Annotated in this window: 20 protein-coding genes and 1 pseudogene; 18 read left to right on the top strand and 3 right to left on the bottom strand. The window is 72.9% G+C overall.

The window, feature by feature from the left end; all coding sequences use genetic code 11:
- The first annotated feature begins 1 nt into the window (after position 1).
- The 4 genes from ACR807_RS21350 (at position 2) to rho (ending at position 5715) form a co-directional block, all read left to right on the top strand.
- Positions 2 to 1300: a homoserine dehydrogenase gene (locus ACR807_RS21350; RefSeq protein WP_438923136.1), complete on the top strand. Its 1299-nt coding sequence runs from the start codon at positions 2 to 4 to the stop codon at positions 1298 to 1300.
- Positions 1300 to 2376 (top strand): threonine synthase, encoded by a 1077-nt coding sequence (thrC, locus tag ACR807_RS21345; protein ID WP_438923135.1) that lies wholly within the window; start codon positions 1300 to 1302, stop codon positions 2374 to 2376. The genes ACR807_RS21350 and thrC overlap by 1 nt, the downstream gene beginning before the upstream one ends.
- The gene (thrB, locus tag ACR807_RS21340; protein ID WP_438923134.1) at positions 2373 to 3260 is read left to right on the top strand and encodes a homoserine kinase; all 888 of its coding nucleotides are present in this window, start codon (positions 2373 to 2375) and stop codon (positions 3258 to 3260) included. Before thrC ends, thrB begins: the two co-directional genes overlap by 4 nt.
- Before the next feature lie 343 nt (positions 3261 to 3603).
- Positions 3604 to 5715: a transcription termination factor Rho gene (gene rho / locus ACR807_RS21335; RefSeq protein ID WP_438923133.1), complete on the top strand. Its 2112-nt coding sequence runs from the start codon at positions 3604 to 3606 to the stop codon at positions 5713 to 5715.
- Positions 5716 to 5784: 69 nt separating this feature from the next.
- Here rho and ACR807_RS21330 read toward each other — a convergent pair whose 3' ends face one another.
- Complete coding sequence (locus ACR807_RS21330; RefSeq protein ID WP_438923132.1) at positions 5785 to 6186, bottom strand: hypothetical protein; 402 nt, start codon at positions 6184 to 6186, stop codon at positions 5785 to 5787.
- A 244-nt stretch (positions 6187 to 6430) separates the two neighbouring features.
- Between ACR807_RS21330 and rpmE the strand changes: the two genes are divergently transcribed.
- The 7 genes and pseudogenes from rpmE (at position 6431) to ACR807_RS21295 (ending at position 12649) form a co-directional block, all read left to right on the top strand.
- Entirely contained in the window at positions 6431 to 6643 is a 213-nt protein-coding gene (rpmE, locus tag ACR807_RS21325; RefSeq protein ID WP_438923131.1) for a 50S ribosomal protein L31, read from the top strand.
- 91 nt (positions 6644 to 6734) lie between these two features.
- Entirely contained in the window at positions 6735 to 7790 is a 1056-nt protein-coding gene (gene prfA / locus ACR807_RS21320) for a peptide chain release factor 1 (RefSeq protein WP_438923130.1), read from the top strand.
- Between the two features lie 19 nt (positions 7791 to 7809).
- The gene (locus tag ACR807_RS21315) at positions 7810 to 9090 is read left to right on the top strand and encodes an acyl-CoA thioesterase/bile acid-CoA:amino acid N-acyltransferase family protein (RefSeq protein WP_438923129.1); all 1281 of its coding nucleotides are present in this window, start codon (positions 7810 to 7812) and stop codon (positions 9088 to 9090) included.
- Between the two features lie 10 nt (positions 9091 to 9100).
- Positions 9101 to 10486, top strand: a complete 1386-nt coding sequence (gene lpdA, locus ACR807_RS21310) for a dihydrolipoyl dehydrogenase (RefSeq protein ID WP_438923128.1) — start codon at positions 9101 to 9103, stop codon at positions 10484 to 10486.
- A 19-nt stretch (positions 10487 to 10505) separates the two neighbouring features.
- Positions 10506 to 11366: a peptide chain release factor N(5)-glutamine methyltransferase gene (prmC, locus tag ACR807_RS21305; protein ID WP_438923127.1), complete on the top strand. Its 861-nt coding sequence runs from the start codon at positions 10506 to 10508 to the stop codon at positions 11364 to 11366.
- Positions 11367 to 11487: 121 nt separating this feature from the next.
- Positions 11488 to 11888 (top strand): annotated as a pseudogene (locus tag ACR807_RS21300) (TerC family protein); the annotation flags it as partial.
- Between the two features lie 443 nt (positions 11889 to 12331).
- Positions 12332 to 12649: a DUF6355 family natural product biosynthesis protein gene (locus ACR807_RS21295; protein ID WP_438923126.1), complete on the top strand. Its 318-nt coding sequence runs from the start codon at positions 12332 to 12334 to the stop codon at positions 12647 to 12649.
- A 55-nt stretch (positions 12650 to 12704) separates the two neighbouring features.
- Here the strand turns inward: ACR807_RS21295 and ACR807_RS21290 are convergent, their stop codons facing one another.
- Positions 12705 to 13364 carry a serine/threonine kinase C-terminal domain-containing protein gene (locus ACR807_RS21290; RefSeq protein WP_438923125.1) on the bottom strand — a complete coding sequence of 220 codons (660 nt, stop codon included), beginning with the start codon at positions 13362 to 13364 and terminating at the stop codon, positions 12705 to 12707.
- Positions 13365 to 13435: 71 nt separating this feature from the next.
- On the opposite strand from ACR807_RS21290, the gene ACR807_RS21285 reads away from it, so the two are divergent.
- The 3 genes from ACR807_RS21285 (at position 13436) to ACR807_RS21275 (ending at position 15999) form a co-directional block, all read left to right on the top strand.
- The gene (locus ACR807_RS21285; protein ID WP_438923124.1) at positions 13436 to 14071 is read left to right on the top strand and encodes a hypothetical protein; all 636 of its coding nucleotides are present in this window, start codon (positions 13436 to 13438) and stop codon (positions 14069 to 14071) included.
- A gap of 44 nt (positions 14072 to 14115) precedes the next feature.
- Positions 14116 to 14766, top strand: a complete 651-nt coding sequence (locus tag ACR807_RS21280) for an L-threonylcarbamoyladenylate synthase (protein WP_438923123.1) — start codon at positions 14116 to 14118, stop codon at positions 14764 to 14766.
- A gap of 72 nt (positions 14767 to 14838) precedes the next feature.
- Entirely contained in the window at positions 14839 to 15999 is a 1161-nt protein-coding gene (locus ACR807_RS21275; protein WP_438923122.1) for a glycosyltransferase family 4 protein, read from the top strand.
- Positions 16000 to 16050: 51 nt separating this feature from the next.
- On the opposite strand, the gene ACR807_RS21270 is transcribed toward ACR807_RS21275, so the two are convergent.
- Positions 16051 to 16539: a hypothetical protein gene (locus tag ACR807_RS21270; RefSeq protein WP_438923121.1), complete on the bottom strand. Its 489-nt coding sequence runs from the start codon at positions 16537 to 16539 to the stop codon at positions 16051 to 16053.
- Positions 16540 to 16727: 188 nt separating this feature from the next.
- Here ACR807_RS21270 and ACR807_RS21265 point away from each other — a divergent pair, with 188 nt between their 5' ends.
- The 4 genes from ACR807_RS21265 (at position 16728) to ACR807_RS21250 (ending at position 20301) form a co-directional block, all read left to right on the top strand.
- Complete coding sequence (locus ACR807_RS21265) at positions 16728 to 18521, top strand: AfsR/SARP family transcriptional regulator (RefSeq protein ID WP_438923120.1); 1794 nt, start codon at positions 16728 to 16730, stop codon at positions 18519 to 18521.
- A gap of 84 nt (positions 18522 to 18605) precedes the next feature.
- Positions 18606 to 19052, top strand: a complete 447-nt coding sequence (locus ACR807_RS21260; RefSeq protein ID WP_438923119.1) for a Cg1360 family ATP-synthase-associated protein — start codon at positions 18606 to 18608, stop codon at positions 19050 to 19052.
- Between the two features lie 152 nt (positions 19053 to 19204).
- Positions 19205 to 19984, top strand: a complete 780-nt coding sequence (gene atpB, locus ACR807_RS21255; protein ID WP_438923118.1) for a F0F1 ATP synthase subunit A — start codon at positions 19205 to 19207, stop codon at positions 19982 to 19984.
- Positions 19985 to 20049: 65 nt separating this feature from the next.
- Positions 20050 to 20301 (top strand): ATP synthase subunit C-like protein, encoded by a 252-nt coding sequence (locus ACR807_RS21250; protein ID WP_438923117.1) that lies wholly within the window; start codon positions 20050 to 20052, stop codon positions 20299 to 20301.
- Positions 20302 to 20305 lie beyond the last annotated feature (4 nt).

Genomic DNA, 20305 nt, shown 5'->3' with positions numbered 1-20305 from the left:
CGTGCCGAGCCGGAAACCGATCAGGGTCGCGCTGCTGGGCTGCGGCACGGTCGGCACCGAGGTGGTCCGCCTGCTCACCGGGCAGGCGGCCGACCTGACCGCGCGCATCGGCGCGCCGGTCGAGCTGGCGGGCATCGCGGTCCGCAAGCCGAACAAGCACCGCGAGGTCCCCGCCGACCTGCTCACCACCGACGCCGAGGCGCTGGTCGCCTCGGACGTGGACGTGGTGGTCGAGGTCATCGGCGGCATCGAGCCCAGCCGGACGCTGCTGCTCGCCGCGCTGCGCGCGGGCAAGTCCGTGGTCACCGCGAACAAGGCGCTGCTGGCCGAGCACTCGGCCGAGCTGTTCGAGGCGGCCGACGGCTCCGGCGCCGACCTGTACTTCGAGGCGGCCGTCGCGGGCGCGATCCCGCTGCTCAGGCCGCTGCGCGAGTCGCTGGCCGGTGACCGCATCACGCGCGTGATGGGCATCGTCAACGGCACGACGAACTTCATCCTCTCCGGCATGGACTCGACGGGCGCGAGCTACGCCGAGACGCTGGACGAGGCCACCCGCCTGGGCTACGCCGAGGCCGACCCGACGGCCGACGTGGACGGCTTCGACGCCGCCTCCAAGGCCGCGATCCTCGCCTCGCTGGCGTTCCACAGCCGGGTGACCGCCGCCGACGTGCACCGCGAGGGCATCGCCGCGGTGAGCGCCGCCGACATCGCCGCCGCCAAGGGCCTCGGCCGCGCGGTCAAGCTGCTCGCGATCTGCGAGCGGGTCACCGGGGACGACGGCCAGGAGTCCGTGGCCGTCCGCGTGCACCCGGCGATGATCCCCAGGTCACACCCCCTCGCGGGCGTCAGCGGCGCGTTCAACGCGGTGTTCGTCGAGGCCGACGCGGCCGGCGAGATGATGTTCTACGGCCAGGGCGCCGGCGGCGCGCCGACGGCCAGCGCGGTGCTCGGCGACCTCGTCGCGGCGGCCCGCAACCTCGTGCACAGCGGGCGCGGCCCGCGCGAGTCGGCGTACGCGGCGCTGCCCGTGCGGCCGATGGGGCAAACCCCCACGCGTTACCACATCAGCCTCGACGTCGCCGACCGGGCGGGCGTGTTGTCGCAGGTCGCGGCGGTGTTCGCGGAACACGACGTGAGCATCGCGGCGGTGCGGCAGGAGGGGCGGGTCGACGACGCCAGCCTGGTGATCGTCACCCACGCCGCGACCGACGCGGCACTGCGGTCGACCGTCGACAAAATCGGCGGCCTGCCCGTGGTCAGGGAAGTGGTCAGTGTGATGCGGGTGGAAGGCGAAGAGTGATGACGACCCATGCAGGCGTGCGGCCGGGGTGGCCCGGCATCATCCACGCCTACGCGGACCGGATCGGACTCCCGGAGGGCGCGCGGGTCGTCACCCTCCACGAGGGCGGCACGCCCCTGGTGCACGCCGAGCACCTGTCCGAGCTGACCGGGTGCGAGGTCCACGTCAAGGTCGAGGGCGCGAACCCGACCGGCTCGTTCAAGGACCGCGGCATGACCGTGGCCATGACGCACGCCCTGGCCAGCGGCATCCGCGCGGTGATCTGCGCCTCCACCGGCAACACGTCGGCCTCGGCGGCGGCGTACGCGGCGAAGGCCGGGCTCACCGCGGCGGTGCTCGTGCCGCGCGGCAAGATCGCGCTCGGCAAGCTCGCCCAGGCCGTGTCGCACGGCGCCCGCATCCTCCAGATCGACGGCAACTTCGACGACTGCCTCGAACTGGCCGCCAAGACCGCGTCCGAGTACCCGATCACCCTGGTCAACTCGGTGAACCCGGTGCGGCTGGTCGGCCAGAAGACCGCCGCCTGGGAGATCTGCGACGTGCTGGGCCGCGCGCCCGACGTGCACTGCCTGCCGGTCGGCAACGCGGGCAACATCACGGCGTACTGGCGCGGCTACTCCGACTACCGCGCCGACGGGGTGGTGGCCACGACGCCGCGCATGTTCGGGTTCCAGGCCGCGGGTGCCGCGCCGCTGGTGCTGGGCGCGCCGGTGGCGGACCCGGAGACCATCGCGACCGCCATCCGGGTGGGCAGCCCGGCGTCCTGGACCGGCGCGGTCACCGCCAAGGACGAGTCCGGTGGCCTGTTCGAGGCGGTCACGGACGAGAAGATCCTGGAGGCGTACCGGCTGCTCGCCTCGACCGAGGGCATCTTCGTCGAGCCGGCGTCCGCGACCAGCGTGGCGGGCCTGCTCGCCACCGCCGCGGACGGCCGCCTGCCGAAGGGCTCCACGGTCGTGTGCACGGTCACCGGCCACGGCCTGAAGGACCCGGGCACCGCGCTGCTCGGGATGCCCGAGGTGTCGCCGGTGCCGGTCGACCCCGGGGCCGTCGCCACCGCCCTGGAGCTGGCGTGACCGGCACCCCCACCGGGGTCCGGGTCACCGTCCCGGCCTCCACCGCCAACCTCGGGTCCGGGTTCGACGCGCTGGGCATGGCGCTCGGCCTGCACGACGAGCTGGAGTTCGAGGTCGTCGCGGACGGCCTGCGCGTCGAGGTGGCGGGGGAGGGCGCCGGCGTCGTCCCCCCGGACGAGTCCCACCTGGTCGTGCGGGCCTTCCGCGCGGCCTCGGCCCACCTCGGGCTCGACGTGCCCGGCCTGCGCCTGCGCTGCCGCAACGCCATCCCGCACGCCCGCGGCCTGGGGTCCTCCTCGGCCGCGGTCGTGGCGGGCGTGGCGGCGGCGTACGGCCTGGTCGGTCGCGGGCCGGACACGACCGCGTTGCAACTCGCCGCCGAGTTCGACGGGCACGCCGACAACGCCGCGGCCAGCATGTTCGGCGGCGTCGTGATCGCCTGGACGGAGGGTGACCGCTTCCGCGCGGTGCGTGCGGAACCGCACCCCTCGCTCGCGCCGGTCGTGTTCGTGCCGGCCGGCGAGTCGTCGACCCGGACGACCCGCGGCCTGCTGCCCTCGAAGGTGCCGCACGAGGACGCCGCGTTCGCCGCGGGCCGGTCCGCGCTCGCCGTGCACGCCCTCACCGCGGACCCCTCGCTGCTGCTCGACGCCCTGGTCGACCGGCTGCACGAGCCGTACCGGGAACCCGCCTGGCCTGCGACGACGCGCCTGGTCGCGGCCCTGCGCGAGGCCGGCGTGCCGGCCGCGGTGTCGGGTGCCGGACCGACCGTGCTGGCCTTCCCGCCGCACGGCGAACCGCCGGCCGGGCTCGACCTCGCGGGGTTCCGGGCGCGCCGGTTGCCGGTCGACGCGGCGGGCGTGCGGGTTGCGCCACTCGGCTGAGCGGTGCGACTCGCCGAACCCCGGTTGTTGCCTCCGGTCGCACCTGCGTCTACCCTCGGCGTCATCAGTCACCGCGCGCACGGGCGCCGGTGTGGTGCCCGGACGTTCGTTCCGGATCGCATTCCTCCAGTGACTTGGCCCTGTGCCGTACGGACGGGGTCGGCACTGGTAGGCACCCGCTCGCCGTGTGACCGAAAGTCCCGCACCGGAGGACTCCGCTTCCGCGCGCGTTCCGCGCCGACGAGGTCCACCTGAAGCGGGGCGAAACTGCCGGTCCGCGTTCCGCCGGACGGCAGGTCCGCTGGGCCGCGTAGGAGGCGCGGTCCGGTCAGGAAGGACATGTGTGAGCAACACCGATGTGTTGAGCAGCGAAGCTCCTGCTGCTCCCAACGCCGCTGCCAGTTCCGGAGCTGAGGAGAGCGCTCTGACCACCCCTTCGAACGGCAGCGCCCCGCCGCGCAAGCGCGCCGGTCTCTCCGGCATGGTGCTCGCCGAACTCCGCGAACTCGCGGGCCAGCTCGGCATCACCGGCACCGCCGGTCTCCGCAAGGGCGACCTCATCGCGGCCATCAAGGAGCGGCAGGGCGGCACCTCCGGTCGGGGCAGTGCCGCGACGCCGCCGAAGGCCGAGAAGAAGGCCGCGACGGCCGGGGCACCCGCCCCGGTCGTGGAGAAGCCCGCGCCGGCCAAGGCCGTCGAGGCCCCCGCCCCGGTGGACAAGCCGACCCAGCAGCAGCTCGACGTGACCGAGCGCCCCGCCGCCCCCGCCGAGGAGGAGGGTGGTCGGCGCGGCAACCGCCGTCGTCGTTCCGCCAACCGCCCGACGGGCAGCCCCGAGGCCCCCGCCGCCGACGTCCAGCAGGTGGAGCGCGCCCCCCAGGCCGACCGCCAGCAGGTCGAGCGCCAGCAGGCCGAGCGCCAGCAGGGTGACCGCCAGCAGGGGGACCGTCCCCAGGGCGACCGCCAGCAGGGCGACCGGGCCGAGCGTCAGGACCGCGGCGACCGCTCCGAGCAGCGCGAACAGCGCCAGGACCGGGGCGAGCGCCGCAACCGCGACGACCGGGGTGACCGCGGCGAGCGCGGTGACCGGGGCGAGCGCGGTGACCGGGGCGAGCGCGGCGACCGGGGTGACCGCAACCGGGACGACCGGGGTGGCCGCGGCGACCGCAACCAGGACCGCAACCGGCAGAACGCGCCGGGCGACGACGGTGACGAGGAGGGCGGCCGTCGCGGCCGTCGCTTCCGGGACCGCCGCCGCCGCGGTGGCCGGGGCGACGACGTCGGCGGCACCACCGACACCGAGGTGCGCGACGACGACGTCCTGCTGCCCGTGGCGGGCATCCTCGACGTGCTGGAGAACTACGCGTTCGTCCGCACGTCGGGCTACCTGGCCGGGCCGAACGACGTCTACGTCTCGCTGTCGCTGGTCCGCAAGTACGGCCTGCGCCGCGGTGACGCCCTGATCGGCGCCGTCCGCCAGCCGCGCGACGGCGAGCAGCAGCGGCAGAAGTTCAACCCGCTGGTCCGCGTCGACAAGATCAACGGCCTGGACCCGGAGGAGTCGCGCAACCGGCCCGACTTCACCAAGCTGACGCCGCTCTACCCGAACGAGCGACTGCGCCTCGAAACCGAGCCGCACATCCTGACGACCCGCGTCATCGACCTGGTGATGCCGATCGGCAAGGGCCAGCGCGCGCTGGTCGTGTCGCCGCCGAAGGCCGGCAAGACCTCGGTGCTCCAGTCGATCGCGAACGCGATCACGACGAACAACCCCGAGTGTCACCTGATGGTGGTGCTGGTGGACGAGCGCCCCGAAGAGGTCACCGACATGCAGCGGTCGGTGAAGGGCGAGGTCATCGCCTCCACCTTCGACCGCCCGCCGTCGGACCACACGACGATCTCGGAGCTGGCCATCGAGCGGGCGAAGCGCCTGGTCGAGATGGGTCACGACGTGGTCGTGCTGCTGGACTCGATCACCCGCCTGGGTCGTGCCTACAACCTGGCCGCCCCCGCGTCGGGCCGCATCCTGTCCGGTGGTGTCGACTCGACGGCGCTCTACCCGCCGAAGCGGTTCCTCGGCGCGGCGCGCAACATCGAGGGCGGCGGCTCGCTGACCGTCATCGCGACGGCCCTGGTCGAGACCGGGTCCGCCGGTGACAGCGTGATCTTCGAGGAGTTCAAGGGCACCGGCAACGCCGAGCTCAAGCTCGACCGGAAGATCGCGGACAAGCGGACCTTCCCGGCGGTGGACGTGGACTCGTCCGGCACCCGCAAGGAGGACCTGCTGCTGTCCCCGGACGAGCTGGCCGTGATGCACAAGCTGCGCCGCGTCCTGCACGCCCTCGACAGCCAGCAGGCCATCGACCTGCTGCTGGACCGCCTGCGCAAGAGCCGCACGAACATCGAGTTCCTGATGCAGGTGGCGAAGACCACCCCGGGCGGCGACAGCGACTGACCGCCCACCCGGCAGGCGGGGCCCGTCCAGCTCAGGCTGGGCGGGCCCTCGTCGTCCCGGGGGAGGGCCTCAGCAGGACGCGGCGAACCCGGGCTCGGCCGGGGCGGGGGCGTGCCGGCGCTCGACGACGTAGTGGGCCACCAGCAGCGCCGTCACCGGCACGCCGACGAGCACGCCGGTCCACAGCGGCACCAGGACCCCGTCCAGGGCGACGCCGAGGGCCAGCACCAGCGCCGGGTACGACCAGCGCAGCCACGTCCGCTGCCGGCGGGAGGTCCACGCGACCGTGCCCGAGGCGACCAGGGTGACGGCCGCGCCCGCGCCGAACAGCGGGCTCGACAGCGCCAGCGGCCACGGGGCGCGCAGCAGCAGGCCGCCGAGCCCGGTGAGGCCCAGCACGGCCCCGCCGAACAGGAAGGGCAGGACCAGCCACGTGGTCAACCGCAGCGGGCGTCCGGCAGCGCACAGCACGCGAGAAGTGTGGCGGCCCCGCAACGCCCGGTGCTGCTCTCCGTAGACCAGCGGTCACCCCCTGCGCCGAATGGTCGACGGCTATCGGCGAGCGGTAGTGACCCGTGCCACGGGAACAACGCCGTGCCGCATCGTGTTGCAGTGACCGTAACGCCGATCTGGCACACTGTCGGGTCGAGTCCGGCTCCGGTTCACCTCCTGATCAGCAGAGGACCCGGCGGCCACCGAGGAAAGGGACGAGACGTTGAAGACCGGCATTCACCCCGAGTACGTGACGACCGAGGTCACCTGCGGTTGCGGCAACACCTTCAGCACCCGCAGCACCAAGTCGTCCGGTTCCATCCACGTCGAGGTCTGCTCCAACTGCCACCCGTTCTACACGGGCAAGCAGAAGATCCTCGACACCGGTGGTCGGGTCGCGCGCTTCGAGGCCCGCTACGGCAAGCGCGCCAAGTAGCTGCCAGAACGGCGTCCACCCCGATGCGCGGGTGGGCGCCGTTGTCGTCTCCGCACCTCTCCAGAAGTACCCGTAGACCGGAGCCAAGACCGTGACGCTGGACGCCCTGCTGGCCGAGCACGCCGAGCTGGAGCGCAAGCTCGCCGACCCCTCGGTGCACGCCGACCAGGCGGGTGCGCGGAAGCTCGGCAAGCGCTACGCCGAGCTGGGGCCGATCGTGAAGACCGCCCGCGAGCTGGAGCAGGTCAGGTCCGACCTGGAGACCGCGCGCGAGCTGGCCGCCGAGGACGCCGGGTTCGCCGAGGAGGCCGAGGCGCTGGCCCGGGCGCTCCCCGCGCTGGAGGAGAAGCTCACCGAGCTGCTGCTCCCGCGCGACCCGCACGACGGCGCGGACGTGGTGCTGGAGATCAAGTCGGGCGAGGGCGGCGAGGAGTCCGCGCTGTTCGCGGGCGACCTGCTGCGCATGTACCTGCGCTACGCCGAGCGCCACGGCTGGAAGGCCGAGGTCCTCGACGGCACCGACTCCGACCTGGGCGGCTTCAAGGACGTCACGGTCGCCATCAAGAGCCGCGACACCACCCCAGACGGCGTGTGGTCCCGCCTGAAGTACGAGGGCGGCGTGCACCGCGTGCAGCGCGTGCCGGTGACCGAGTCGCAGGGCCGCATCCACACGTCCGCCGCGGGCGTCCTGGTGTTCCCGGAGACCGAGGACGTCGAGGTCGAGGTCGACGAGAACGACCTGCGCGTCGACGTGTTCCGCTCCTCCGGCAAGGGCGGGCAGAGCGTCAACACGACCGACTCGGCCGTGCGCATCACGCACCTGCCCACCGGCATCGTCGTGTCCTGCCAGAACGAGCGCAGCCAGCTCCAGAACAAGGCCCGCGCCATGCAGGTGCTCCAGGCCCGGCTGACCGCCCTGGCCGAGGAGAAGCAGCAGCAGGAGGCGTCGGACGCCCGGCGCACGCAGATCCGCACCGTGGACCGCTCCGAGCGGGTCCGCACCTACAACTTCCCGGAATCGCGCATCTCCGACCACCGCGTTGGGTACAAAGCCCATAACCTGGACCAAGTGCTCGACGGCGACCTGGACGCGGTGCTCGACGCGTTGGCGGCGGCCGACCGGGCGGAGCGACTCGCCGGCGGGTGATCGACGAGAGGGGCGCGCGATGGCGGAACTCCTGGTGACCCCCCGGACAGCGCCCCTGGACGCGACCCTGGCCATCCGCGTGGAGGGCCTGGAGCCCGACGCGCGGGTCACGCTGTGCGCCTCGACCGGCGACCGGGCGGCCGAGGCCGTGTTCCGCGCCGACGACCGCGGCGTTGTCGACCTCACCCGGCACGCCCCGGTGTCCGGCGGCTACTCCGGCGTCGACCCGATGGGGTTGTTCTGGTCCCTGGCCCCGACCGGCGGCACCCCGTCCGGCACGGTCGTGGAGGCCGCCGGGATCGGCCGCGTCGAGGTGGACCGCCAGGTCGTGCCCGACGGGGTCCGGCGCACCGAGGTCACCGGGAACGGCCTGGTCGGCGCGCTGTTCGAACCCGGCGACGGCGAGACCCACCCCGGCGTCGTCGTGCTCGGCGGTCCGGTGCTGGGCGGTTCCGCGTCGGGCGGCCCGCTGCCGGGCGGTCCGCTGCCGGACGGCTCGGTGCTGGACGGCCTCGGGGGCGGTTCGCGCGAGGCGGACGCGGCGCTGCTCGCCCGGCACGGGTTCGCCGCGCTGGCCCTCGCCTGCTCCGGCGCGCCGGGCCTGCCGGACGACCCGGTCGAGGTCCCGCTGGAGTACGTCGGCGCGGCCCTGGACTGGCTCGCCACCCGGACGGGTGAAATCGGTCTCCTGGGCGCGGCGCGCGGCGGTGAGCTGGCGCTCCTGGCCGGTGCGACGTTCCCCCGGGTCAAGGCCGTGGTGAGCGTGGCGGGCAGCGGGGTCGTGACGCAGGGCGTCGGTCCCGGCCCGCGGCTGCTCCAGGTGCTGGAGCACGAGGCCGCGCCGTGGACGCTGGGCGGCAGGCCGCTGCCCTACCTGCCCCGCTCGGTCCCGGAGGAGCTGAGGGCGTGCGTCGTCGACGGTGAACCGGTGCCGCTGCGGCTCGCGTTCGACCTGTCCGACGGCATCCCCGAGGACGTCGAGATCCCGGTCGAGCGGATCAACGGCGGTGTGTTGCTGCTCTCACCCGGCGACGACGCGACGTGGCCGTCCGAGGAGCTGGCCGCCGTCGCCGAGCGGCGCCTCACCGAGCACGACCACCCGTTCCCGCACGAGCACGTCGTGTACCCCGGCGCGGGACACCTGATCGCGGGCCCGCCGCACCGGCCGGCCACCGACACCGTCGTCCCGGGGCCCGGCGCGCGCCTCCGCGCGGGGGGCACGCCGGCCGCCACCGCCGCCGCCCGCGCCGACGCGTGGCGCCGCACCGTCGAGTTCTTGTCGGACCAGCTGCGCGCCTAATGTTGTGCCCATGAGCGCACACTTTGACGTCGTGGTCCTCGGTGCGGGGCCCGGCGGGTACGTCGCCGCCATCCGCGCGGCTCAGCTGGGCCTGAAGACGGCGGTCGTCGAGGAGCGTTACTGGGGCGGCGTCTGCCTGAACGTGGGCTGCATCCCGTCGAAGGCCCTCCTGCGCAACGCCGAGCTGGCGCACCTCTTCACGCACGAGCAGAAGACGTTCGGCATCACCGTCGAGGGCAAGGTGACGTTCGACTACGGCGCCGCCCACGACCGCAGCCGCAAGGTCGCGGACGGGCGCGTCAAGGGCGTGCACTTCCTGATGAAGAAGAACGGCATCACCGAGCTCAACGGGTGGGGGACGTTCGTCGACGCGAACACCATCCGGGTGGGTGACGAGACCGTCACGTTCGACCACGCGATCATCGCCGCCGGCGCCAAGACCCGCCTCCTGCCGGGCACCGAGCTGTCCGACCGGGTGGTGACCTACGAGGAGCAGATCCTGTCGAAGGAGCTGCCCGGCAGCATCGTCATCGCCGGCGCGGGCGCCATCGGCGTCGAGTTCGGCTACGTGCTGCACAACTACGGCGTGAAGGTCACCATCGTCGAGTTCCTCGACCGGGTGGTGCCGCTGGAGGACGTGGAGGTCTCCACCGAGCTGGCCAAGCGCTACAAGCGCCTCGGCATCGACGTGCGCACCGGCACCCGCGTGGAGTCCATCGACGACTCCGGCGAGAAGGTGCGCGTCACCGTGTCGAAGGACGGCGAGGAGGAGGTGCTCGAAGCCGACAAGGTCATGCAGGCCATCGGTTTCCAGCCCCGCACCGAGGGCTACGGCCTGGAGAACACCGGCGTGCAGCTCACCGAGCGCGGCGCCATCGCGGTGGACGGCCGGGGCCGCACGACCGTGCCGCACATCTTCGCCATCGGCGACGTCACCGCGAAGCTGATGCTGGCGCACGCCGCCGAGTCCATGGGCATCGTCGCCGCGGAGACCATCGCGGGCGCGGAGACCATGGAGCTGGACTTCCAGATGATCCCGCGGGCCACGTTCTGCCAGCCGCAGATCGCCTCGTTCGGGTGGACCGAGGCGCAGGCCCGGGACAAGGGCTACGACGTCCAGGTGGCGAAGTTCCCGTTCACCGCGAACGGCAAGGCGCACGGCCTCGCCGACCCGGGCGGCTTCGTGAAGCTGATCAGCGACGCCAAGTACGGCGAGCTGCTGGGCGCGCACATGATCGGGCCGGACGTCACCGAGCTGCTGCCGGAGCTGACGCTGGCGCAGCAGTGGGACCTGACCGTGCACGAGGTGGCGCGCAACGTGCACGCCCACCCGACGCTCAGCGAAGCCGTCAAGGAGGCCGTGCACGGCCTGGCCGGGCACATGATCAACTTCTGATCGGCCTACCCTTTCCCGCATGACCCGACACCCGCTGCGGCTGGCCGTCCTCGAAGCGGAACGCATGCTGGCCGCAGCGGGCGTCGACAGCGCCCGGGTGGACGCCGAGCTGCTCGCCGCCCACGTCCTGGGCGTCGAGCGCTCGCGCCTGCCCCTGATCCCGCTGGTCGACCCGCCGGTGGTCGACGCGCTGCACCGGGTCGTGCGGCGGCGGGTGGCGCGCGTCCCGCTCCAGCACATCACCGGCTGGGCCCACCTCGGCGGCGTCGACCTCGCCGTGGGCCCCGGCGTGTTCATCCCGCGCCCGGAGACCGAGCTGCTGCTCGTCTGGGCGCTGTCCGCCGTGGACGCCCCCGACCCGGTCGTGGTCGACCTGTGCACGGGGTCCGGCGCGCTCGCCCTCGCGTTCGCCCACCACCGGCCGGGTGCGACCGTGCACGCCGTCGAGCGCGACCACACCGCGCTGTCCTGGGCCCGCCGCAACGCCGACGCCCGCCGCGCCGCCGGCGACACCCCCGTGACCCTGCACGCGGGCGACGTGACGGCGCCGGGCGTCCTGTCCGACCTGGACGGTCAGGTGGACCTCGTGCTGTGCAACCCGCCGTACGTGCCGGACGCGACCGAGGTGCAGCCCGAGGTCGCCGACCACGACCCGCGCCAGGCCGTCTTCGGCGGCCCGGACGGCCTCGACGTGGTCCGGCACGTCGTCACCCTCGCCGCCCGCCTGCTGCGCCCCGGCGGCCACGTGGCGATCGAGCACGACGACACCCACGGCGAGAGCGTCCCCGCCCTGCTGTCCGCGCGCCGCGTGCTCACCGACGTGGCCGACCACACCGACCTGGCCGGCCGCCCCCGCTTCGCCACCGCCCGGCGGGTGTGAGCCCGCCATCAGCGACCTCGTGTGCACGCAGCGTTACGACGGTGCGCCTGGTCGTGCTGCTCCTCGCGGATTTCGCGGTCGCCCACCGCTCGCACCAGGTGTCGGCGCGCGAAGCGGTGGGGCCTTCGCCGTGCCGGCCGACGTGCGACCACGCGTCCTGCTCTACGGCATCGTCGGTGCCTTGGTGCTGCGGGGCGTGTTCATCACGGCCGGCGCCGCGATGCCGGCGGCCGGCACCCGGGCGTTCCTCGTGTTCGGGCTGGTCCTGCTCGCCTCGGCGGTGAAGTTGCTGCGGGAGGTGTCGACCGGCGGCGGTGCCGAGCACGACGCCTCCCGGCTGCGGGCGTCCGGCTGCTGCGCCGGCTGATGCCGGCCACCGACTACTACCGCGGCGCGCGGCTGACCGTGCGCGAGCACGGGTGACGCCCGCTCACGCCGCCGGCGGTCGCGGCGTTCGCCACCGACGTGGTGTTCGCCGTCGACTCGGTGCCGGCGGTCTACGGCATCACCGAGGACCCCCACCCCCGTCTCCCCGGGCGTGATCATCGGCGTCCTCGCCGTCCTCGCCGCGACCAGCCTGCGCTCGCCCCGACCACCGCGGGGACCGCGCCCCTGACCGCCCGGTGCGGTGCGGGGCCCGCGGCGGGAATCGCTCCCGGACCCGGGAGCGATTCCCGGGGAGGCTGCGTGGCGCGTATCCCGCCGGCGGGACACACGCGTCCCGCCGGCGGGCGGCCGGGCCGCCGACCTCCGTCCGCCTGCTCGGTCCTCAAAGGACCGGTCTTGATCTCCGGTAATTCCGCGCGGTTCCACCGCGGGGCTGGTTGGAAGGGCCTCGGAAAAGCCTTCCCGAGCTGCTCCGTTCGCGTGATTCGCAGTGTGAAGCTTGCTCGGAAAAAACGTCGGCCTTAGCGTGGAGTGGCACGTGGTAATGAGTTCGTGGAACGAGAAAAAAGGGGGAACGCATGCGCAAGGCATTTTCCGCGGCATTCGCGACGGTGGGTGCGGCGGTCGCGCTGACCGTCGGCCTGACGGCTCCGGCCGCCGCCGCTCCGGCTCGGGCCCAGGCCCCGGTGCAGGAAGCGGCACCCGCGCCCTGCGGTTCGTTCGGGGTGCTCAGCCTCTACTACAACCACTGCGGCACGACTCGGGTCGTCATCTGGGTCGACCAGATCAACGTCGGGGGTTTCCGGGATTTCGAGATGTGCGTCGGCCCCGGTGAGACCGAAATCGGTCCCCGGCCGCAGTACATCGACGCTTGGTACAACGGCAAGCTCTGCTGATCGGACGCCGACCCGCGCCGGGCCGGGTACTCCACCCGGGCCGGCGCGGTCGCGTTCACGGGGTGGCGTGCCGGATCATCGTGTCCAGCAGTTCACGGGTCGTCCCCCACTCGTCCGGTGGGCCTGCCGAATAGAGCACGTACTCGACACCGCCCACTTCCCAGAAAATCGCGGCGACCCGCTTCGGACCCCGGTCGGAGCCTTCCTCGAACTCCCAGCGGACCGCCGGGAAACCGCGGGTCGAGGTTTCCGACAGCACGATCCGGGAGTGGCCGGCCTCGCGTTCCCGGTCCACCGCGGCCTCGGTGATGCGAGCCGGGAGGGTCTTCGCCGGGTCGGTGACCGGGGCCCCGCCCAGCCGCACCTCGCGGCGCGCGTCCGCCGGGTCAGCGGCCACCAGCGTGGTCACCGCGGTGCCCGTCGAGGCCGGCCACGACGCCGGGACGACCGTGCTCAGGCCACCGGGCGCGTTGATGGCCCGGAACCCCGGTGGCACGGGCGTCGCCGCGGTCGCCGGGGCGGAGGACGGGGCCGCGGTCGTCGGGGCGGGGGACGGAGCCGCGGTGACCACGGGAAGCGGGGGAGCCTCGGCGGCGGGCGTCGGCGTGACCGGGGTGGCGGCGTGCAGCGCGAGGACGCCCGCCGCGCCGCCCATCACCGCGTACGCGACGGCCGCGCACAGCGCCACCGGGAACGCACCCCACCGGTTCTTCACGCGCACCTGCCGCCTCGCCCACGGGATAATCTGCGACGTCCACCTCCGGCGAGTAAATCGGAGCACCGGCGATGCGTGTCAAGCAACCGCTCGAACGGCCGCCCGACGAGTGGCGCCTCCTGCGGGCGTTGGTGGCCGATCGCGTCGCGCGCGCCCCGGACCCCGTCGACGACGGGGTGGGCCGCTCGCTCGCCGCCCTCGGCACGGTGTTGCAGGACGGCAACGCCGAGCGGGTCGTCGCCCACGTGCGTCGGGAGTTGCGCTCGACCGCCGACCCCCGCACGGCCGACGTGCTGCGGGGGCACCTGGCCCTCGCCCTCGTCGCGCGCAGCGCCGAGGTCCGCGCGGTCACCGACGACGGCGGCCTGGCCATCCGCACTCGGCAACAGGCCGCCGAGTGCCACGCCCTCGCCGACGAGGTGCTCGCCCTGCGGCCCGACCCCGGGCTGGTCGCGCTCGCCCTCGACCTGCGCGGGCGCACCGAGGAGGCGGAGCGGTGGCGGTGGGTCGAACCGGGCGTCGGACAGGCCGCCGTCGTCGCGCTGGCCGTGCTCGTGCTGCCGTTCGTCGGCGGCGCGGTGGGCAGCGCGGCGGTCACCGCGGGCGGGGTCGCGCTGGGCGCCGCGCTCGTCTTCGGGTTCGTCCTCGCACACCGCAGGCGCGGCTGGGCGCTCGACACCCGATCCGTGCGCAGACCCGGTCTCTGACCTCCGCCGCCGGGCACGGCCCGTGCTGTGCTTGGATCAGGCGGGTGAGCACGATCTACGACTGCGCAGTGCAGGACGACCGCGCGGCCGGCCTCGCCGCCGCGGCGGGCGCGGTGCGCTCCGGGCGCCTCGTGGTACTCCCCACCGACACGGTCTACGGCATCGGCTGCGACGCGTTCGACGCCGCCGCCGTGCGCGCCCTGCTGGAGGCCAAGGGCCGGGGCCCGGACATGCCGGTGCCCGTCCTCGTGGGCTCCTGGACCACCATCGACGGCCTGGTGCTGAGCGTGCCCCGGCAGGCCCGCGCCCTGATCGAGGCGTTCTGGCCCGGCGGCCTGTCGCTCGTGCTCCAGCACGCGCCGTCGCTCGCCTGGGACCTCGGGCAGACCCGCGGCACCGTGATGCTGCGGATGCCGCTGCACCCGGTCGCCCTCGAACTGCTGCGCGACGTCGGCCCGATGGCCGTCTCCAGCGCCAACAAGTCCGGCTTCCCGCCCGCGGGCACCGCGCAGGAGGCGTGGGACCAGCTCGGCGAGGACGTCGGCGTGTACCTCGACGGCGGCCCGGCGGCCGAGAACGTCGCCTCCACGATCGTCGACCTGACCGGTCCGGACCCCGTGGTGCTGCGCGAGGGCGCGGTGCCGGTCGCGGAGGTCTCGAAGGCGCTGGGCGCCGAAGTCGAGGTCGCCCGCTAGTGGATCTTCCCGATCGGAGTAGCGTGGTGCCCGCACCGCCCGATCTCCCGGCTTCGAAGGGCTGAGCCTGCCGTGGGCCAGTTGCCTGCCGTGTCCAACGTCCTCCCGGTCCGGGAGTACCTGCTCGTCGCCCTGACCGCTGCCGTCGTGACGTTCCTGCTGGTCGGCCTGGTCCGCGCGCTGGCGTTCCGGATCGGCGCGGTCGCGTACCCCCGTTCGCGGGACGTGCACGTCAAACCCATGCCCCGGATGGGTGGGCTGGCGATGTACGGCGGCGTGCTCGGCGGCATGCTGCTCGCCCACCAGCTCCCGGTGCTGCGCTCGGCGTTCGACTTCTCCTACGACCCGTACGCGGTCATCGTGGGCGGCGGCGTGATCGTCCTGGTGGGCGTGCTGGACGACCGGTTCGAGCTGGACTCCCTGACGAAACTCGCCGGTCAGGTGACCGCGGCGGGCATCCTCGTGCTGTTCGGGCTCCAGTGGCTGCTGTTCTGGGTGCCGTGGGGCGACGACGGCGAGGGCACCGGCTCGCTGCTGTCGCTGGACCAGAACCAGGGCGCGATCCTGTCCGTGCTGCTGGCCGTGACGATGATCAACGCGATGAACTTCGTCGACGGCCTGGACGGCCTGGCCGCCGGCATCGGCCTCATCGCCGCCGCCGCGACCTGCGTGTTCTCCATCGGCCTGCTGTCCAACAACGGCGGTGACGTGGGCGCGTACCCGCCCGCGCTGATCGCCGCCACGCTCGCCGGCGCGTGCCTGGGCTTCCTGCCGCACAACTTCAACCCGGCGCGCATCTTCATGGGCGACTCCGGGTCGATGCTCATCGGCCTGATGCTCGCCGCGTCCACCATCTCGGCCAGCGGCAAGATCAACTACGAGTCGGTGCGCGCCGAGGACGTCCTCGGCCTGCTCTCGCCGCTCGTGGTCGTCGCCGCCGTGCTGTTCGTGCCGATGCTCGACCTGCTCATGGCCGTGGTCCGGCGCACCCGGCGCGGCGAGAGCCCGTTCTCCGCGGACAAGATGCACCTGCACCACCGCCTGCTGGAGATCGGCCACTCCCAGCGCCGCGCCGTCCTGCTCATCTACCTGTGGGCGGGCGTGCTCGCGTTCAGCGCGGTGGCCCTGACGATCTTCGACGTCTCGGTCGTCGCCTGGTGCTTCGGCATCGCGCTCCTCCTCGCCCTGCTGGTCTCCGCGATCCCCAGACTTCGCGAAGTGCGCCGATCCTGACCCCGGTGCCGGGTGGCGGTGCGAACCGCCACCCGGCACCGGTGCGCCGGCCTAGATCGGGTTGTCGACGCACGGCCTGCCGAGCAGGCTGAACGTGCCGTCGCCGTTGCTCTTCCAGCCCTCGGCGCAGTGCAGCTGACCGTTCGCGTAGCTGCGGCCGACGTTCCTGACGAACGCGGTGCTGGTGCCCCAGCTCCGGGTCTCCGAGGTGTACCGGTAGTCCGGTCCGAACAGCACGTAGAAGCCGTGGAACGACAGGTACGGGCTCAGGCTGCTCACCGTGGCGTTGACGCTGCCGACGTAGCCGCCGCTGCCCACGGCCGCGACGCGGATGCCACCGCTGGTGCCGCTCTCGTCCATCGCGCCGACGTCCTCGGTGCCGGCCGCGGGCAGGCCCACCTCCACCGCGGTCGTCCGCGGGGTGGCGTCCTCGGCGCCGGCCGTCGGCGCCAACACCGTCAGCGATGCCGCGGCGGTCGCCACCGCGGCGAGCAGCACCCGCACGCCCGGTCGCCCGCTGTTCGCTCGTCGATCACCCATGAGTTCCCCTGTGTCGTGTTGTTCCTGGTCAGCCGTCCGCATTCGGATCGACGCCGATGACGTTAGGGATGCGCCGCGCCAAACTGCTTGCGGTTCGCCTACACGTCCCGTAATCGTTTTGAGTACTGCTTGTGACTGCCTGTGCACGTTGCGCTGCCAGGCGTTCGCGATTCGGGGGATGGCGATCAGTGGAACAGTGGTCATTCGGTGTGCTCGGCGAGTTCTCGGTGTCCCGGAACGGCCACCCCGTCCCGCTGCCCGGCGGGAAGCTGAGGGTGCTGCTCGGCGCGTTGCTCCTCCGGGCGGGACAACCGGTCTCGGAGGGAGAACTGGTCGAGCGGCTCTGGGACGAACCTCCGCTCAGGGCCCGGTCGACGCTGCACGTCTACGTCGTGCGCCTCAGGCGGGCGTTGGCCGCCGGGGGCGCCGGGGCGCCCGTGATCAGCAGGAGCACGTCGGGTTACCGCATCGAGGTCGATGCCGGGCAGGTGGACGCACTGCGCTTCCGGGCGCTGCTCCCGCAAGGGGGTGATGAGGACTCCGGTGACCCGCAGCGCGAACTCGACCGCCTCCGCGAAGCCCTCGCGCTGTGGAGGGGACCCGCGCTGACGGGGGTGCCCTCCGATGAGCTCCAGCGCGGTGAGGCAGCGCGGCTGGAGGACGAGCGGACAGGGGCGCTGGAACGCCGGATGGAGCTCGAACTGGCCACCGGCAGGCACCAGGCGGTCGTCGGTGAGCTGCGGGCACTGGTGGCGCGGTACCCGCTGAGCGAGGTCTTCCTCCGCCAGCTGATGCTGGCCCTCCACCGCGCGGGACGGTCCGCAGAGGCGCTGGGGGCCTACCGGGACGCCCACCGGCGGTTCGTCGCGGAGTTGGGGGTCGAGCCGGGGGCGAGGACGACCGCGGTCCACGAGGCGGTCCTGCGCGGTGACGCCGATGACCACCGCCCCGACGGCCCGCCCCCCGCCCGGGTTCGCGAACTGCCCCCGCGGTCGATGAACTTCTGCGGTCGGGCTCCCGAACTCGAACAGCTCGACGACTTCCGCCGCGGTCCGCGGGCGGCTCGGGTCATCACCGTCGTCGGAGCGCCGGGCGTGGGCAAAACCGCGCTCGCGCTCCAGTGGGCGCACCGCGTGAGCCCTCTCTTCCCCGACGGCCAGCTCTTCGTCGACCTGCGCGGGTACTCCGTCGAGCAGGCGCTCACCCCCGCCGCGGCTCTCGCGCGGATGACGCGCGCCCTGGGTGTGGGCAACGGGGGAGCGCTCGACGACCTCGACGAGGCGAGCTCCGCCTACCGCTCGGCGCTCAACGACCGCCGCGTCCTGGTGCTGCTCGACAACGCGGACTCCGTCGAGCAGGTGAGGCCCCTGCTCCCCGGCGGCCCCGACACGCTCACGGTGGTCACCAGCCGCAACACCCTCCGGGGGCTGGTGGCGATCGACGACGCCAGGTCACTGGCCCTCGGACCGCTCGCGGACGCGGACGCGCACGAGCTGTTCGGTCGAATCCTGGGCGAGCGGCGGGCAGCCGCCGAACCGGCCGCCCTGGCCGAGCTGGTGCGCCTGTGCGGCGGGTTGCCGCTGGCCATCCGGGTCGCCGCGGTCGACCTGGTCAGCTGTTCCGGTGTGGGCACCGGCGCCTACCTCGACGGGTTGCGCAGTCGGGGGGCGCTGGAGTCGCTGGTGCTGGACGACGACGCGCGGTCGGAGGTGCGGCTCGCCCTGGACCTGTCGTTCCGCAAGCTCCCCGAGGCGTCGCAGGCGTTCTTCCGGGCACTGGGACAGCTGCCGGCGATGGGCTTCACGGCCGTGGCCGCGGCGGGCACCGCGGGTGTGGGGATCCGCGACGCGGAGCGCCACCTGGACCGGCTGGTGGCCGTGAACCTGCTGCGCCGTTCGAAGCGCGGGTTCTTCGCCCTCAACCGGATCGTGCGCGAGTACGCGCGGGGCGCGGGGAGCGCGGGTGGTCGAGCGCGGACCTGACCAGGTGCGCCCCGGCACGGGACCCGCACGGTCGAATGCGAAAACCCCCTCTTACACTCGGTTCGAACCGGTGGAAGGGGTGTCATGGGCGACGCTGACCAGGAGTGGACGCACGAGGTGGTCGTGCGGCGTCTCGCCGGCGAGATGTTCCGCGGCGCGGTGTGGGCGGCGCTCGGCACGGTGGCGGTCTGCGCGGTCGTCGCGACCGTCGTGGCCGGCGTCCCCGGGCTGGTCGCCGCGCTGATCGGCGGCGCCGTCGCGCTGCTGTCGTCCGTCGCGACGCTGGTGGTGATGCGCAAGACCGCCTCGCTGCCGGTGCAGTTCATCATGGTCGCCGCGCTCGGCGGCTTCCTCGGCAAGCTCATCGTGCTCATCGTGGTGATGGTGCTGCTGCGCCAGTTCCCCGTGCTGCACACCAACTCGCTGGCGCTGACCATGGCCGCGACCATCGTGGTGGCCACCTTCATGGAGGCGCGCGCGTCCAAGCGCAGCCGCAGCCAGATGGTCATCCCGACCCCCGGCAACACCTGATCTACCGGCTGGTACGGTGCGCGCAGGACGGGACACCCAGCTAGGCGGGGTGCCTCTCGCGGGCGCTTGCGGTCCGTAAGGTACGTTAAGTCCCGATCGTGACGATTCCCCCGGCGGAGTGAACGCCGGCCGGGAGAACCGGAAGGAACACAGTGACCATGACGGTGCTGGCCGCGGGCGATGAGTTCGTCGCTCCCGGCACGAAGGACTTCTTCCTCCCGCCGATCTTCGGCGAGGTCACCAAGCCCATGGTGCTGCTGGTGCTCTCGATCGTGATCATCGGCGCGTTCTTCATCGCCGCCACCCGCAACCTGAAGCTGGTCCCCGGCAAGTTCCAGTTCGCCGCCGAGTCGGCGTACGACATGGGGCGCAACTCGATCGCGCGCGAGCAGATCGGCGCCAAGGACTTCCTGCCCTTCGTGCCGCTGATCCTCACCGTCTTCAGCTTCATCCTGGTGAACAACCTGTTCGGGATCATCCCCTTCATCCAGTTCCCCACGATGTCGCACATCGGGTTCCCGCTCGCGGTCTCGCTGCTGGTGATCTACCCGGTCTACCACTTCGTCGGGTTCAAGCGCCACGGGTTCGTGGGCTACTTGAAGCACCAGACCATGCCGCCCGGCGCGCCGTGGTTCGTGCTCATCCTGCTGATCCCGATCGAGTTCTTCCAGAAGTTCATCCTGAACCCGCTCACGCTCGCCATCCGAGTCTTCGCGGCGATGTTCGCGGGTCACCTGCTCCTGATGGTGTTCACCTTGGCGGGTGAGTACCTCCTCTTCGCCGGCGGCGTCACCGTGGTGGTCGCGCCGATCGCCTTCGCCTTCGCCATCGCGCTGACGTTCCTGGAGGCGCTGATCATGTGCCTCCAGGCGTACATCTTCGCGCTGCTGTCCGCCAACTACATCGGCGCGGCGCTGGCCGAAGAGCACTGAGAAAACCACTCAAAGCCTCCGATCCGCGAGTCCCTCGCGGACCGAAGTGAAAGGGAACAGCACAAGTGAGCGCTATCGTTCTTGCTCAGGAAGCCGCCACCGGTGTCACCAACGCGGGTCTCGCGGCGATCGGCTACGGCCTCGCGGCGATCGGCCCCGGCATCGGCGTGGGTCTGATCTTCTCCTCGGTCATCAGCGGCACCGCCCGTCAGCCCGAGGCCCGTGGCGTGCTGCTCGGCCTGGCCTGGACCACGTTCGCCATCGTCGAGGTCCTCGCCCTGCTCGGCTTCGTCGTCTACTTCCTCGCCATCGCCTGATCCC

This window comes from Saccharothrix sabaoui (genome assembly GCF_051756985.1).
Lineage (GTDB): Bacteria > Actinomycetota > Actinomycetes > Mycobacteriales > Pseudonocardiaceae > Actinosynnema.
Note: the sequence above shows the minus strand (reverse complement) of the source record. Positions and strands in the feature narration are given on the sequence as shown.

Coding starts and splice junctions, on each gene's coding strand:
- thrC (WP_438923135.1), top strand. CDS start 1,300: ATGACGACCCATGCAGGCGTGCGGCCGGGGTGGCCCGGCATCATCCAC.
- ACR807_RS21315 (WP_438923129.1), top strand. CDS start 7,810: ATGGCGGAACTCCTGGTGACCCCCCGGACAGCGCCCCTGGACGCGACC.
- lpdA (WP_438923128.1), top strand. CDS start 9,101: ATGAGCGCACACTTTGACGTCGTGGTCCTCGGTGCGGGGCCCGGCGGG.
- prmC (WP_438923127.1), top strand. CDS start 10,506: ATGACCCGACACCCGCTGCGGCTGGCCGTCCTCGAAGCGGAACGCATG.
- ACR807_RS21295 (WP_438923126.1), top strand. CDS start 12,332: ATGCGCAAGGCATTTTCCGCGGCATTCGCGACGGTGGGTGCGGCGGTC.
- ACR807_RS21285 (WP_438923124.1), top strand. CDS start 13,436: ATGCGTGTCAAGCAACCGCTCGAACGGCCGCCCGACGAGTGGCGCCTC.
- ACR807_RS21270 (WP_438923121.1), bottom strand. CDS start 16,539: ATGGGTGATCGACGAGCGAACAGCGGGCGACCGGGCGTGCGGGTGCTG.
- ACR807_RS21260 (WP_438923119.1), top strand. CDS start 18,606: ATGGGCGACGCTGACCAGGAGTGGACGCACGAGGTGGTCGTGCGGCGT.